We start from the raw sequence: 14,096 nt of genomic DNA, 5'->3' as shown, positions 1-14,096 counted from the left end.
GAAAGAGCAGGAGTCGTTTCGTAAGAAACGCTGGAGCCTGCGAGCAAAAGGAAAGAGCAGGAGTCGTTTCGTAAGAAACGCTGGAGCCTGCGCGCAAAAGGAAAGAGCAGGAGTCGTTTCGTAAGAAACGCTGGAGACGGCGACCAAAATGAAAGAGCAGGAGTCGTTTCGTAAGAAACGCTGGAGCCTGCGAGCAAAAGGAAAGAGCAGGAGTCGTTTCGTAAGAAACGCTGGAGCCTGCGAGCAAGACGAAAAGAGAGCATGCGGCCACTGGTATCCACTAAGCCCATTGTGCTTTGTTCGTCATCACAATTGATTGACCCTTTAGGCTCAGATCCCTCACCAAGACCTTCTGAGCCTAAAGGACCCTTCTTGGTATTTGTGGGTTAGATAGCTTCACTTCATGGTCAAGACATAGCAGCCCATAGCAACCCATGTCCCTCTCAGTGGGACTATCGACCTATTCCAAGTCCTTGACCTAAAGCCTGCCCGATGACCCGTTGACATGGATACCCCCAAGGAGGGTGATCATTCATGGTGATCTCGCTAAGACAGCCTTTACGCCATGCTCTGCCTGCGCAGGCATCATCGGGCACGGCTTCAAGGCAAGCAAAGCGCGCCCTTGAACCGTTCCAAGTCCTTGATCTAAAGCCTGCCCGATGACCCTAAGTCTGCGCACCCCCACCTCTGGCACGACCGCCGCCGCTGTTATTGCTGGGGATTTGGCCGCTGTTAGGTTTCACTTCGTCACCGCGCTTGAAACAGAAGGCCTCCTCCGGGCCGAGGACCGCGCCGTCGAGGCCCGCGTCCGCCGACCAACCGGTATGAACATGGGTATCGCCAAAATAGGCGCGGTTGGGAAACTCGGATTCAACCACATTTGCAGCGCTGGCCGATGACCTATCAATGGACTTAGATTTCAGTCATCGTATCCAGCTGTGAGAGCAGTATCCACAAGCAAAATGGCCACAAAGGTCGCTTTTGGATGCATTGATTCTCTCTCCTTGAGCAAAAGCCTTGGAACATGGTTTTCTTGCGAAAAACCGCACAATTGACAAGCTGAATATGTGATATTGCGCACATATTCTCCGTCATTCCTTAAAAATTTAAATAAAATGGAGCGGGTTCTAGCTTGAACGGTAAGACTATTTCATTTTAAGCTAAGCTGACGGGGCGTGCTCTAAGGAATTAGCCGGATTCTTTTGGGGACTTGCAACCTGATGGGAGCTTAACAAGGTTAGAACAGTCTTAGTTGTTGGGCCGTACCAGTCGTGTGATGGATCTTACTTACTTGAGTAGGAATGGTCGCAAATGGCCAGTCATAACAATTGGCCAGTCTAAACAAGTATATTCAAGGGGGAAATGACAATATGACATCTGTAATTTACAGTTCCACCGCGCTGGTCATGAGCTTGAGTTTTTTGATCCCAGCCTTAGCCAACGCCCAAACGTCACCAAGCGCACCGATCGGCAAAGAAGTTGAAACTGTTACTGTTATTGGTTCTCGCGGTAAACCCAGAACCGATGTTGAGCGGCCTGTTCCAGTTGATGTGCTCAGTGGTGCGGACTTGAAAATGACCGGTCAAACCGATTTAGCTCAACAGGTTCAGTTTACATCCCCATCATTTAATTCGACCAAGTTTGGGATCAACGGGGCGACCAATTTTGCCGATCCGGCCTCCTTGCGCGGCCTTGCGCCCGATCAGGTCCTTTTATTGATCAATGGTAAGCGACGGCATCAGTTTTCAGCTCTTAACCTCAACGTCTCTCCAGGGCTTGGCACTGTAGTGTCGGATATGAATTCTGTACCGACCGCTGCGATTGCGCGCATCGAAGTGCTGCGTGACGGGGCTGCGGCTCAATATGGCTCGGATGCGATCGCCGGGATTATCAATTTGACCCTTAACCGCGCCAGCAGTGGCACCCATGTTGTGGCTACCACAGGTGTGCACCATGAAGGCGATGGCATCACCTATAAAACTTCTCTGAACCAAGGCTTGGAATTAGGTGACGGCGGGTTTTTTAACTACACATTGGAATATTTTAAGGCCGAGGGGACCAATCGCTCAGACCCGTTTACCGGAACCATTTATCCTACAGCACCCGCGGGCTATGTACCTGGCCAACCAATCCCAACTTTTCCGTATCTGTCCGCCAATCCACGACAGGATCGCGGCGTCTATCCAACAGTCCCCTTTAGGGTCGGCCAATATGGTTCCAATGAAAACGAAACAAGCCAAGCGTTCGTCAATGCAGAACTACCGCTCAACGATGCGATCTTGCTTTATGGCTTTGCAGGCTATTCCAAAAAGACCATTACCGCTTTTGGTTTCTTCCGTGCGCCAGTGACGACGGCCAATGCGGTCCTTTCGATCTTTCCAGACGGTTACGTCCCTATTTTGCCTGGGGAATCAATTGATTCATCGGCCACTTTTGGACTAAGAGGTGACTATGCTGGTTGGGGCATTGATGTGTCCTATGGCTATGGACAAAACACGCTAGATCAATGGGCGCGCAATACAGTCAATGCCTCTTTGGGTACCTCTAGCCCAACCAGTTTCTATGTCGGTCAAACTAAGTTTGGTCAGCACGTGGTAGATATCGGTGCGTCGCGCGCTTTCGGGCAGATTGGGGTCTTCCAAGCGCTCAATTTGGCCCTAGGCGCGCAATATCGAGAAGACAATTTTAAAGTGAAGCGCGGCGATCCCGCTTCCTATGCGATTGGGCCTTTGGCGATTTCAGGACGTGCTGCGGGCTCGAATGGTCGTCCAGGCTATGCGCCAGCAGACGAAAATGACCTAACGCGTTCCAATGTCGGAGCTTATGTTGACGTCGAGGCCGATGTTTCCGAAGCGCTTTTGGTCACGACGGCGCTACGCTATGAAGATTATAGCGACTTTGGTGGTAATTTGTCGGGTAAGCTTGCTGGGCGCTATAAGATCACTGAGGATATTGGCTTGCGCGCATCTTATAATCTGGGATTTAGAGCACCAAGCTTGGCCCAAATCGGCAATCGGGTGAACACCTCTACGGTGCAGAATAATCAGATCCTGCAGACCCAACAAATTTCAAGTGATGATAGTCGCCTCGCGAGTTTAGGGATAGCACAGCCTGAAGCTGAAATCTCCAACAATTACGGTCTTGGTTTGACTGGGCGCTTCTCTCATATTTTGGGCGGAGATGTGTCGGCAACCCTCGATCTGTTCCAGATCGATATCCAAGACCGCATCGTGATCACAGAGGGGGTTTTGACGGCTAACTTCCCAGCGGTGGCAGCTCTTTTTCCCGGTGTGCGCGAAATTCGCTTCTTCACCAACCATATCGACACCAAAACCCAAGGGGTGGATTTGGTGGTCTCCTACAAAAATGAAGTGTTTGATGGGGACTTGACCTTAACCTTGGCTGCTACCAACAGCGAAACCACCGTAGAAAAGCAACGCGATACGCCAGCCCAGTTGCTCGCTGGGGCATCTGCTGCCAATCAAGGGTTTAAGCTTTTGGGCCCAACCTCGATTGAATTGATTGAAGTAGCCATTCCGCGCAACAAAGTCTTAGTTTCGAGCAGCTATAGCAAGGGGAAATTCACTTATGGCGCGCGCGCTTCTTATTTTGGTCCTGTGACCGCTTTTTCGACCGGGCTTAGCGCAAAAGACCCTAATGTTAACTGTAATACTGCTAATCGTTGCGCACAGGATTTTGGTGGTAAGACCTTGGTTGACTTGACACTATCCTTTCAAGCGCATGAAAAGGTGACGATAACAGGCGGAATTAACAATGTGTTTGATATCTATCCAGATAAATGGAATAATCTAGCCGATGGCTATGTTGGTGAAGCGGCGTCTTATTCCAATGGCCAGACACCATTTACCCGAAATGCCGGACAATTTGGCTTTAACGGGGCTTATTATTTCGTCACGGCGACCTTCAGCTATTAGGCCGCATCAAGGCCAAGGTCGAGGCATGGGGCAGAGTGTGTCAGTGCCCCCACCGAAATGACATCAACCCCTGTCGCAGCAATGGCTGCGACAGTGGTAAGGTTTACCCCACCAGAAGCCTCAAGTACCACAGCCCCTCCAACAAGGGCCACGGCGCGGCGCAAATCGACAAGGTTAAAATTATCCAACATTATGCAGGTTGGGTTCAAGGGTAGGGCCGCTTCCAATTGAGCTAGACTATCTACTTCAACTTCAATGGGCATCAGATGTCCAACATTAGCCTTTGCGCGGGTTAGGGCTTGGGTGATCCCGCCCGCTGCTGCGACATGATTATCCTTGATCAAGATCGCATCATCCAAGCCAAAGCGGTGGTTTGATCCTCCACCCAAACTTACCGCCTTTTTCTCCAGTGCCCGCATACCAGGCGAAGTTTTGCGCGTACAGCTGATTTTGGCCTTACTGCCAGCAATTGCCGCAACATAATGTGCGGTAAGGCTTGCTACACCTGATAAGTGACCCATGAAGTTCAGCATCACCCGCTCTGCGGCCAAAATGCTAAGCGCGCGGCCAGTAAGGCGGACAAGATTTTGACCTGCTTCAATCGTGCTACCCTCCTCTACTAGGGGTTCGAACCTAGCTTGAGGGTCAATCAAAGCCATGGTCAGAGCTGCCGCATCAAGCCCCGCCAGTACCCCTGGCGCCCGCGTGCGTATTAGCCATTCAACTTCAAGATTGGGATCAATTGTAGCCAGACTTGTGATATCGCCCGCCCGCCCAAGGTCTTCGGATAAGGCCAAGCGTACAATGGGTTCAAGGATGGGGTTGGGTAGTGCGGTCATAGCAAGGCCTCGAAGGTCACCAAGCTACGGACGCCTGTCATGTCTGGATTTGGAAAGTCACTCCGATAATGGCCGCCCCGGCTTTCTTGGCGCGCCAAGGCCCCTTTGGCAATCAGCTGTGCGACAACCAGTTCATTGGCATAGCCTATCGTGGCGGTCATATCGCCAATGGTGGTAACAAGCGCGTTTAAGCCGTGCGCATCGCGGACCACGCCGCAATGAGCACTCATCGCCATCCGCAAGTGCTGTAAATCGGCTTGGGGGAGAATAGGGGGCAAGTCCCCGCGGCCGCCCGCCTTGGCGGGGAGGGGAGCTTCGCGCAATCGTGTCGCGACTCGGTCCGCAAAAACGACTGCTTCTAATAGGGAATTAGATGCCAACCGATTGGCCCCATGCACGCCGGTCGATGCACATTCGCCTAAAGCCGATAGCCCATCTAGCGTCGTTTTGCCCCATAAATCAGTCACAATGCCGCCCATATGATAATGGGCCGCTGGGGCAATTGGGATTAAATCGGTACGCGGATCAAGATTGGCTGACGCGCATGCCGCAAAAACGGTAGGAAAATGATGGCTAAAATGGCTTTCCAGCACACCGCGGCAATCCAAATAAGCTCCACGACCTGCCTTAATTTCTTTGGCAATCGCGCGCGCCACGACATCGCGCGGTGCCAAATCTCCTAAAGAATGATAACCTGCCATAAAAGCTGACCCGCAAAGATTAACCAGCCTTGCCCCTTCGCCACGTAAAGCCTCAGTTGCCAAGGGGGCAGGATCGCGGCCAATGTCCATAGCGGTCGGGTGGAATTGAATAAACTCTGCGTCTCCTATTAAAGCGCCAGTGCGCGCGGCCATACCAAGGCCATGCCCTGCGGCTTCTACTGGATTAGTGGTCACCCGAAATAGCCCGCCAACGCCGCCTGTGGCCAGCACAGTTTCATCGGCTTCCAGTCGCAAGGGACTGCCATTTGTTGCCAAAATGCCACCAATCTGGCCATTATCGTGCTGCAATAATGCGCGTGCTGACACACCTTCTACCAAGCGAATATGAGAGCACGCGCGTACAGCTTTTATCAAGCTTGCCATAATCTCCCGACCTGCCAAGTCGCCCGCCACACGCGCAACCCTAGCATGGCTATGTGCCGCTTCTAACGAAAGAGCCAAAGCACCTGTATCATCGCGGTCAAAAGGCACCCCAATGCGTTGCAGATCGCGCACGCGGGCGGGGCCCTCCTTGGCAATCAAATGGGCGAGATCGGGGTCCACCAGTCCGGCACCTGCGGCAATTGTATCTTCCGCGTGACTTTTTGGGCTATCACCCGGGGCCAAGGCTGCCGCTAAACCGCCTTGCGCCCAAGCGCTCGAAGCCGCTTGCCCAAAGGGGGCTGGCGAGAGAACGACACAGGGACGTGGTGCGAGTTTCAGTGCTAAAAATAATCCAGCAAGCCCCGCGCCCACAATTAGGACGGTGCCATTACTCAGGCGTTGTTGTTCCACCTCAGATGAGTTCCAGATGAGAAGGTACAGCGCGCGTAGGGTCAAAAATCCCGGCTGGGGCAGAGGGTAGGGCCAGCATGGCATCTACGGCCTTTTTAGCACGCGCCGATATCACTGGGTCAAGCACAACTTCATAACGCAGGGTTAACAGCGCGTCATAAATGGCTTCAAGCGTTATCATCTTCATATGCGGGCAAAGATGACACGGTTTGATGAATTCCACATCTGGGTGGGCGACGGCGACATTATCGCTCATCGAGCATTCGGTGATCAGCACTACTTTTTTGGGTCTATGGACTTCCACATAATCGCTCATAGCCCCTGTCGAGCCCGTAAAATCTGACACCGCGACCACCTCCGGCGGGCATTCAGGATGGGCCAAGATCACAGCCCCTGGATGGCTGGCGCGGATTTCTGCAATATCGTCAGGTGTAAAGCGCTCATGCACTTCGCATTTGCCGCCCCAGGCGAGGATTTTGATCTTGGTTTGGGCAGCCACATTTTTGGCCAGATATTCGTCGGGTAGCAAAATGACTTGATCGACACCCCACTCGCGCGCTAAGGTCTCCACCACTTGAATGGCGTTAGACGAGGTGCAGCATATATCGCTTTGCGCCTTTACTTCTGCGGTGGTGTTCACATAGGTCACCACCGGAATGCCTGGATATCTTTGCTTGATCAATGCCACATCTTCCCCGGTGATTGAAGCTGCTAAAGAGCAGCCAGCTTCAAGAGAAGGGATCAGTACCATTTTATCTGGTGATAAAATTTTGGAAGTCTCGGCCATAAAATGCACGCCGGCTTGCACGATGACTTTAGCCGAGACGTTTGCAGCTTCACGCGCCAGTCCCAAGCTATCGCCGCGAAAATCACCGACACAATTGAAGATTTCAGCGGTCATGTAATTATGTGCTAAAATAACCGCATCCCGCTCTTTTTTCAGGCGGTTGATTGCAGCGATCAATGGGGCAAAGGCTGGCCATTCAAGGGGGGATATCACCTTGTTGACACGCTGATATAAAGCGTCGGTTTCAGCCTTGACTTGACTATCATAGACAAGATTATGGTGGCCTTTGGCTAGGTTCAAGCTATTAGCTTGGCCAGTATTTCTGGCGGTTTTTACTAGGCCCGATTTTGGTGGCCGTGGCAAAAGGGTTAACCCAACCATATGTCTTCTCCTAGCCACTAATGCTCATAATGAGTATTAGTCAAGCGCAGAACAACGCGAAATCGTCCTTACTATCTACTTATACTTAGTGTGAGCATAAGTCACTGTCAAGGAAGTGTCTTGATCGGGATCCAAATTGAGCCCTTTTGTCCTAAGGGGTAAGTGGAACTTAGAGTGGGTTTAAGCCCACATCTACGTTTGAACGGGGCGCACATAGCTTCGTCTATATGCCACTTCGCTTTAGCTTCAATTCTCCCCACCCATTTCAGTGTTCCTGCAACACATTTGCTCTCATCCCTTGACCAGTAACGGGGAGGCGTTTATCACGCCCGCCTTGCCAAAGCGCTGTCGCTTCGGCCTAGATGATGCGCGGGCGTAGCTCAGTCGGTTAGAGTACCGGCCTGTCACGCCGGGGGTCGCGGGTTCGAGCCCCGTCGCTCGCGCCATTTCTAGCCCCGCTTGGTGTGAGTTTCTCCACCAAGGCGGTGGGGGATGGTTCAAGCCAAACGCTGTTTCCCCGATAGGCTTGCCTAGCCCACTTGCTGCACCTCAATGTTGTGCAGTCTTTCCCAAAGCATTTGACCGCCTTAAGCAGAATTGACGAGCAGTCGATCAGACGGGGTAGACGCTATGGAATGGGGTTGGGATAATGTACGGGCCATGTTGGGTGCCATAGCGATCGTGGGTTTATCTTGGGGCCTTAGCGAGAACCGTAAAATGTTTCCTTGGCGCTTGGCGCTTGGTGCGATGGCAGTGCAAGTGTTTTTGGTGGTCCTCTTATTTGGCGTGCCTGCGTCCCAAGGTTTTCTGAACGGCGTCAACGGGGCGGTTGATGGCCTCAATGCGGCAACCATTGAGGGGACTAAGTTTGTGTTTGGTTATCTTGGCGGCGGCGAACCGCCTTATGTGGTTGTCCAGCCTGGTGCCCCACCGCCGTTTGTTTTTGCTTTTCAGGTTTTACCATTAATTTTAGTTATTTCAGCTTTGTCGGCTGTGCTATGGCATTGGAAGATATTGCAATGGATCACTCGCGGTTTTGGGTTTATTTTTGAAAAATCGATGGGGCTTGGTGGGGCTTCTGCATTAGCGACTGCGGCCAATATCTTTATGGGCATGGTTGAGAGCCCGATTGTGATCAAGGGCTATCTTGATAAATTATCGCGCTCTGAATTGTTCATGATGATGGTGGTGGGTCTTGCCACAGTTGCAGGCTCTACCATGGTCGCTTACGCTGCAATCTTGTCCCCAACTTTACCCAATGCTGCAGGCCACGTATTGGTAGCTTCCATCATCACAGCACCTGCTGGCATTTTACTGGCGCGCATCATGATCCCAGAGCAGGCAGGCTATTTTGTTGATGGCATGGATTATAGCTCTGCCCTTGCCTACGAATCGACCATGGATGCCATCACCAAAGGCGTGCAGGACGGTATGATGGTGGTCGTCAATGTCGGTGCGTTTTTATTGGTGTTTGTCTCCTTCGTTTGGATTGCCAATGGGCTGTTGTCGACCTTGGGCACAATCGGTGGTGAAGCTTTAACCTTGCAGCATATTTTTGGTTATCTATTTGCGCCCTTAGCTTATGTCATCGGGATCCCTACGAACGAGATGCAAAAGGCAGGCGGACTTTTGGGTTCTAAGCTCTTTTTGACAGAGTTTGTCGCCTTTATTGAATTGGGCGCTATTCCGGTTGATGCACTTAGCGAGCGTTCGCGCATGATAATGACTTATGCGCTATGCGGCTTTGCAAATGTCGGCTCGGTTGGGATTATGACTGGTGGCATGACGGTTTTGATGCCTGAGCGCCGCAATGAGATCCTAAAACTGGCTTGGAAAGCCTTGATCCCCGGGTTTTTGGCGACTTGCCTTTCGGCCACCATTGTTGCGGCGCTGCCCATGGGCGTTTTTGTGCATTAGAAGGGGGCTACCATCATGAAGCTTTACACCGCAATCCTGGCCCCCAATCCGCGCCGGGTCCATCTTTTTCTAGCCGAAAAGGGGCTTTATGACAGTATAGAGCGCATTGAGCTTGACCTCGCTACCCAAACCAAAGTCCCTGACCATCTGCGGCGCAATCCATTAGGGCTGGTTCCAGTTTTGGAGTTGGATGACGGCCGTTTTTTGACCGAGAGCCGGGCAATTTGTACATATGTTGAAGCCATCCATCCAGAGCCCAATTTAATGGGTTTAATGCCAGAAGAGTGCGCTTTTATCGAAATGTTTGATCGCCGGATTGAGTTTGGTGTGCTTTACCCCTTGGCCAATTGGGTGCGCCATGGTCATCCGGGCCTGGTAGTGCTTGAAAATCCCCAAATTGCCCAAGTTGCCGATGTTGCCAGCGAAAAAGCGCGCGCCGCCATGGTGTGGCTCGATGAGGACTTAAGCCAGCGCGACTATGTGGCAGGCAACCGCTTTACCATCGCGGATATAACAACTTACTGCGCTTTAGAATTTGCCCGATTGGTTAAGTTTAAGCCGTGGGAAACCCATCCCAATATCGCCCGTTGGCGCGATCTGGTGAGAGCCCGCCCAAGCTTTGCGATAACTTAAACCCATGTTTGGCTCAGATAATCAAGCCCCAGCCCACCCCAAAGTGCTCGATGCCATAATTGAAGCCAATCAAGGCCGCTGTGGCAGCTATGGCGATGATCCCTGGACGGCGCGCGCCACCGAAGCGTTATACACTGTTTTTGAGAGCGATGATTTAGACATGTATTGTGTCGGAACCGGTGGCAGTGCCAACGGCTTGGCGCTTTCGGTGCTATGCCCACCTTGGGGCGCTGTTTTGGCCCATCCTCAGGCCCATATTCTTGAAGATGAGGGTAATGGCCCAGAATTCTTCACCAGTGGCGCTAGGATGGTGTCTTTGGGCTGCGCCAGCCAATTGGTGATGCCCGCGGACTTAGAGCAGACAGCAAGCCGCCATGCGCCCACATTCGTGCATGGGATCCAGCCGCGCGTATTGACGCTGACCAATCTGTCTGAACTGGGCCAAGTCTATCGCCCTGATCACCTCAGAAGCCTGCAAGAAGTGTGTGCCCGTCAGGGCTGGAGCTTGCATGTCGACGGCGCGCGCTTTGCCAATGCTGTGGTGGCCTTCGGGGCCAGTGCCGCGGACTTGTCATGGCGGTCAGGGGTCGATGCGCTTAGTTTCGGGCTTACAAAGAATGGCGCATTGGCGGCCGAGGTTTTGATCTTGTTTGGAGCCGCGCGTAGTGCCGCCGCACCCTATCTGCGCAAACGCGCGGGTCAGCTGTTTTCCAAGCACCGATACCTCTCAGCCCAAATTGTCGCGATGCTGGAAGATGGCTTGTGGCTGGATCTGGCTATACGTGCCAATCAGACCGCGCACGCCCTCGCTCAGATCCTTGATGGGGCAGGAGCAAAATTGGCGTTACCCGTCGAGGGTAATGAAGTGTTTGCGCATCTGACAGAGCTTCAAGTTAAGGCTTTGTGCGAGGCTGAAATTGGTTTTTTCCCATGGGGCGGCCTTGGCCCCGATACCTATCGCTTTGTAGCCTCATGGCACAATGATGCGCATTGCCTTGAAGCGGTGGCAAAAGCGCTACAGCGCAATGAGGTCCCAAACCTGTAAGCCGCCGTGCCAAACCATGGTGGCTGCGACCAGATAAATTACGCCAACCCCGCCATAGCCAATCCAGCGGTGCTTTTGAAGTAAGTTCGCGATTAAATCGGCCGCAAACGCCATAAAGCCTATCGCTGCCAACAGCCCCAAAGCCAAGACAGCCAAATGACCGTGTGCGGCACCTGCTACGGCCAGAACATTATCCAGCGACATCGACAGATTGGCGATCATCACAGTGACAATCGCACTCGTCAAGGTTTTGGGGTGGACCATGGCTTGATCGGCTTTCCCATCATGATCTGTGTCAGCGGCATCTTGTTCACGCAATTCGCGCAAGAGCTTATATCCCACCCAAACCAGCAATACGCCGCCTAAAAGCTGAAGTCCTGGAACAAGCAGGAGTTTGGCGGCTACCAAAGCAAAGACTACCCGCAGCACAACAGCCCCGGCCAGACCCCAGAAGATAACTTTGCGGCGTTGCTCCACCGGCAAGCCGGCTGCCGCCAAACCTACTGCAATGGCATTGTCACCTGAGAGCGCCACATCAATGGCTAGAATTTCAAACAGGGTTATGCCTTCTTGGATGATGGCTTCAACATTCATAGTTTCTAGGCCTTTAGGGCACGTGTTTGGGCAAGATGGGCCGCATAAAGCGCGATGGCGGTCGCGCCTGAAACATTGAGGCTTTCCATATCCGGGCTGATCGGAATGCGGGCGAGGTGGTCACAACGTTCACCAACCAATTGGCGCAAGCCTTTACCTTCTGCCCCCAAGACCAAGACGGTGGGCGAACTGTTCAAGACATCGGCCAAATCGCGATCTGCCTCACCTGATAAGCCGACAGTCATCCAACCGTCCTGCGCCAATTGCACAATGGTTTGGGCGATATTGACGACGCGAACATCGGGGACGCGTTCTATGGCACCAACGGCAGCTTTGGCTAAAGCGCCGGTAATCGGCGGGGCCTTTCGATCTTGTTGAATGATGGCGCGGACTCCAAAAGCGGCGGCAGAGCGAAAAACCGCGCCGATATTTTGCGGGTCGCTAACTTGATCCAAGATAAGCGCGATGCCAGAAGCTTCGGGTAAAGCCTTATCTAAACCAATAGGTTCGAGGGGGTTGACTCGTGCGGCAATACCTTGATGCACAGCACCGGCGGGCAAAAGGACACCAAGCTCATCCCCGTCGGTTAGGGTGAATTGATCACGATCGATCGCCTTATCTCCAAGTCTTTCGAGTGCATTGCGGGTCGCTAAAACCTCAAAAACTTTGCGTTTTGGATTAGCGAGCGCTGCAAGTACAGCGTGGGTGCCATAGAGCCATTGGCTGCCATCACTTGGGCGATCTTCCCAGTTTGGCCTAAGGAATTTGTTTTTCCATGGCGCAGGTGAAGCTTTAAGTGTAGCCTCCCCGCGGTCTCTGCTTTTGGGGCGAAAACGTGAATTCTTTGTCATGACAGTCTTTTAATGGGAAATCGCTGGCATTGTCGCCTATAAGGGCTGCTGAAATTGGAACAAGGAAGCAAGAAGGGTTGATGATGATGGCAATTCCTATGGTGAAACACGGTTTGATTGTAGCAGTGATCAGCGGCGCAGCTTTTTGGGTGGCAGGACCAAGCGCGCAGGCGCAAGCAATGGGCGATCCGCGCCTATTAGAACTTGATGGCTTTGCAGGTCAGGTCGAGATTAAAACAGCCCAAGGGGCCGTGTTTGACGTTCAGATTGTTCCAGGAGCCAAGCTCAGCGCAAAAACAGAGCGCGCAGGCACTCTATTGCGGGTTATTGGGCCGATCAAAAAGGATTCAAGTTCTCGCTGTAGCAATTACAACTCAAACGGGCGCCGTGTTAAAGAAATAAAGTTGAATGGGGAGCGCTTTGGCCAAGAAGATCTGCCCCGTCTGGTAGTGACTGCACCTTCTACTATCGGGCTTCGGATCAAGCATTCTTTGATCAGCGGTAGGGTAGGCGACGTTGGTGGGGCAACCATCGGCTTGATTGGTTGTGGCGATTTTTTCTTGGGCAATGTGGCGAAAGACCTAGAGCTTAACGCAACAGGCTCTGGCGATGTACGGGTTGGCAGGATTGGGGGCGATCTTACCGCTAGTTATGCAGGCTCTGGGAATTATCAAACCCAAAATATAGGTGGCCGCGCTGAAGTCAGTTTGGCGGGCTCAGGTAATTCCCAGATTGGGAGTGTCAGCGGTGCAGCGAGTATCAATTTGGCAGGTTCTGGTGACATCATTGTGGCCAGTGTACAAGGGCCGTTAGAAGTTAATGTCGCGGGCTCTGGCGATCTTAAAGTGCTTGGCGGGCGATCTCGTTTAGAAGCCAATATCGCAGGCTCTGGGACTATTCGCCATGCAGGAACCGTCATTGATCCACAAATCAATATCATCGGCACTGGCGATGTATCGGTTGATCGCGTAGAAGGCACGCCTACAGTCTCCAAACTTGGGTCAGGTGATTTTCGTGTAGACTAAACTGCATGTGCAGATCACAGACAATTACCATTGCGTTTAGAGCGACCATCGCTATAACGCGGGCCTTCCAGATTACCTTATTGAACTTAGGGCTTTGAAAGCCCAAGGGTGGTTAGTGGATCTGGAACTCCTGAAACGCCGTTGCGGCTTGTGTTGTCATCGGTAGCGATCTGGTGTCATGTGGTGAGGTGGCCGAGTGGTTAATGGCAGCAGACTGTAAATCTGCCCTCGAGAGAGTACATAGGTTCAAATCCTATCCTCACCACCAGTGACATCCAGATTGGTGCCAATGTCAGGTCAGCCTGGGGCTCGTCGGTTCGGGAAATCGGATGCGGGTATAGCACAATGGTAGTGCAGCAGCCTTCCAAGCTGAGGATGTCGGTTCGATCCCGTCTACCCGCTCCAGTTTTTTGAATGTGAAGGGCGCTGTCTATGCGCCGAAATACTTGAGACGAAGGGCACCACGATGGCAAAGGAAAAGTTTGAACGTACAAAACCGCATTGTAACATTGGCACGATTGGCCATGTTGACCATGGTAAGACGACGCTGACGGCGGCGATTACGATGACATTGGCGAAAGCTGGTGGAGCCA

The 14,096-nt window shown here is 52.5% G+C and carries 12 protein-coding genes and 3 tRNA genes; 9 read left to right on the top strand and 6 right to left on the bottom strand.

Annotation, left to right across the window (positions count from 1 at the left end):
• Window positions 1-665 precede the first annotated feature (665 nt).
• The gene (locus tag PsB1_RS11990; RefSeq protein ID WP_420887922.1) at window positions 666-878 is read right to left on the bottom strand and encodes a DUF3604 domain-containing protein; all 213 of its coding nucleotides are present in this window, start codon (window positions 876-878) and stop codon (window positions 666-668) included.
• 492 nt (window positions 879-1,370) lie between these two features.
• Here PsB1_RS11990 and PsB1_RS11655 point away from each other — a divergent pair, with 492 nt between their 5' ends.
• On the top strand, window positions 1,371-3,935 hold the full coding sequence (locus PsB1_RS11655; protein ID WP_284361791.1) for a TonB-dependent receptor plug domain-containing protein: 2,565 nt from the start codon (window positions 1,371-1,373) through the stop codon (window positions 3,933-3,935).
• Here the strand turns inward: PsB1_RS11655 and nadC are convergent.
• Genes nadC through nadA form a run of 3 tightly spaced genes read right to left on the bottom strand, consistent with a single transcriptional unit; the run spans window position 3,932 to window position 7,438 of the window.
• The gene (gene nadC, locus PsB1_RS11650; protein WP_284361788.1) at window positions 3,932-4,774 is read right to left on the bottom strand and encodes a carboxylating nicotinate-nucleotide diphosphorylase; all 843 of its coding nucleotides are present in this window, start codon (window positions 4,772-4,774) and stop codon (window positions 3,932-3,934) included. The genes PsB1_RS11655 and nadC overlap by 4 nt on opposite strands.
• Entirely contained in the window at window positions 4,771-6,270 is a 1,500-nt protein-coding gene (locus PsB1_RS11645) for an L-aspartate oxidase (RefSeq protein WP_284361785.1), read from the bottom strand. The genes nadC and PsB1_RS11645 overlap by 4 nt, the downstream gene beginning before the upstream one ends.
• A gap of 1 nt (window position 6,271) precedes the next feature.
• Window positions 6,272-7,438 carry a quinolinate synthase NadA gene (gene nadA / locus PsB1_RS11640; RefSeq protein WP_284361782.1) on the bottom strand — a complete coding sequence of 389 codons (1,167 nt, stop codon included), beginning with the start codon at window positions 7,436-7,438 and terminating at the stop codon, window positions 6,272-6,274.
• 369 nt (window positions 7,439-7,807) lie between these two features.
• On the opposite strand from nadA, the gene PsB1_RS11635 reads away from it, so the two are divergent.
• The 4 genes from PsB1_RS11635 (at window position 7,808) to PsB1_RS11620 (ending at window position 11,033) form a co-directional block, all read left to right on the top strand.
• Window positions 7,808-7,884 (top strand) — tRNA-Asp (locus PsB1_RS11635).
• A gap of 184 nt (window positions 7,885-8,068) precedes the next feature.
• Window positions 8,069-9,355: a NupC/NupG family nucleoside CNT transporter gene (locus PsB1_RS11630; RefSeq protein WP_284361780.1), complete on the top strand. Its 1,287-nt coding sequence runs from the start codon at window positions 8,069-8,071 to the stop codon at window positions 9,353-9,355.
• Window positions 9,356-9,370: 15 nt separating this feature from the next.
• Entirely contained in the window at window positions 9,371-9,988 is a 618-nt protein-coding gene (locus tag PsB1_RS11625) for a glutathione S-transferase family protein (protein WP_284361778.1), read from the top strand.
• A 4-nt stretch (window positions 9,989-9,992) separates the two neighbouring features.
• A complete protein-coding gene (locus tag PsB1_RS11620; RefSeq protein ID WP_284361775.1) occupies window positions 9,993-11,033 on the top strand; it encodes a threonine aldolase family protein in 1,041 nt (346 codons plus the stop codon).
• On the opposite strand, the gene PsB1_RS11615 is transcribed toward PsB1_RS11620, so the two are convergent.
• Both PsB1_RS11615 and rlmB read right to left on the bottom strand, forming a co-directional pair.
• The gene (locus PsB1_RS11615; protein ID WP_284361773.1) at window positions 11,004-11,627 is read right to left on the bottom strand and encodes a YjbE family putative metal transport protein; all 624 of its coding nucleotides are present in this window, start codon (window positions 11,625-11,627) and stop codon (window positions 11,004-11,006) included. The two genes, PsB1_RS11620 and PsB1_RS11615, sit on opposite strands and share 30 nt — an antisense overlap.
• 5 nt (window positions 11,628-11,632) lie before the next feature.
• Window positions 11,633-12,478 carry a 23S rRNA (guanosine(2251)-2'-O)-methyltransferase RlmB gene (rlmB, locus tag PsB1_RS11610; RefSeq protein WP_284361771.1) on the bottom strand — a complete coding sequence of 282 codons (846 nt, stop codon included), beginning with the start codon at window positions 12,476-12,478 and terminating at the stop codon, window positions 11,633-11,635.
• Window positions 12,479-12,558: 80 nt separating this feature from the next.
• Here rlmB and PsB1_RS11605 point away from each other — a divergent pair, with 80 nt between their 5' ends.
• From PsB1_RS11605 to PsB1_RS11590, 4 genes are all read left to right on the top strand, one after another.
• The gene (locus PsB1_RS11605; protein WP_284361768.1) at window positions 12,559-13,503 is read left to right on the top strand and encodes a GIN domain-containing protein; all 945 of its coding nucleotides are present in this window, start codon (window positions 12,559-12,561) and stop codon (window positions 13,501-13,503) included.
• A 182-nt stretch (window positions 13,504-13,685) separates the two neighbouring features.
• Window positions 13,686-13,771, top strand: a tRNA-Tyr gene (locus PsB1_RS11600).
• A 63-nt stretch (window positions 13,772-13,834) separates the two neighbouring features.
• Window positions 13,835-13,908, top strand: a tRNA-Gly gene (locus PsB1_RS11595).
• A 61-nt stretch (window positions 13,909-13,969) separates the two neighbouring features.
• Window positions 13,970-14,096, top strand: a 127-nt coding sequence (locus PsB1_RS11590; protein ID WP_231492570.1) for a GTP-binding protein, incomplete at its 3' end; no start/stop codon positions are given.

This window comes from Candidatus Phycosocius spiralis, assembly GCF_030158815.1.
GTDB classification, from domain to species: domain Bacteria; phylum Pseudomonadota; class Alphaproteobacteria; order Caulobacterales; family Aquidulcibacteraceae; genus Aquidulcibacter; species Aquidulcibacter spiralis.
This window is presented reverse-complemented; position numbering and strand designations above follow the sequence as displayed.

What these genes read in the sequence shown, in the direction of transcription:
- PsB1_RS11605 (WP_284361768.1), top strand. Translation starts at nt 12,559, where the DNA reads ATGATGATGGCAATTCCTATGGTGAAACACGGTTTGATTGTAGCAGTG.
- rlmB (WP_284361771.1), bottom strand. Translation starts at nt 12,478, where the DNA reads ATGACAAAGAATTCACGTTTTCGCCCCAAAAGCAGAGACCGCGGGGAG.
- nadA (WP_284361782.1), bottom strand. Translation starts at nt 7,438, where the DNA reads ATGGTTGGGTTAACCCTTTTGCCACGGCCACCAAAATCGGGCCTAGTA.
- PsB1_RS11615 (WP_284361773.1), bottom strand. Translation starts at nt 11,627, where the DNA reads ATGAATGTTGAAGCCATCATCCAAGAAGGCATAACCCTGTTTGAAATT.
- PsB1_RS11630 (WP_284361780.1), top strand. Translation starts at nt 8,069, where the DNA reads ATGGAATGGGGTTGGGATAATGTACGGGCCATGTTGGGTGCCATAGCG.
- PsB1_RS11620 (WP_284361775.1), top strand. Translation starts at nt 9,993, where the DNA reads ATGTTTGGCTCAGATAATCAAGCCCCAGCCCACCCCAAAGTGCTCGAT.
- PsB1_RS11655 (WP_284361791.1), top strand. Translation starts at nt 1,371, where the DNA reads ATGACATCTGTAATTTACAGTTCCACCGCGCTGGTCATGAGCTTGAGT.
- PsB1_RS11625 (WP_284361778.1), top strand. Translation starts at nt 9,371, where the DNA reads ATGAAGCTTTACACCGCAATCCTGGCCCCCAATCCGCGCCGGGTCCAT.
- nadC (WP_284361788.1), bottom strand. Translation starts at nt 4,774, where the DNA reads ATGACCGCACTACCCAACCCCATCCTTGAACCCATTGTACGCTTGGCC.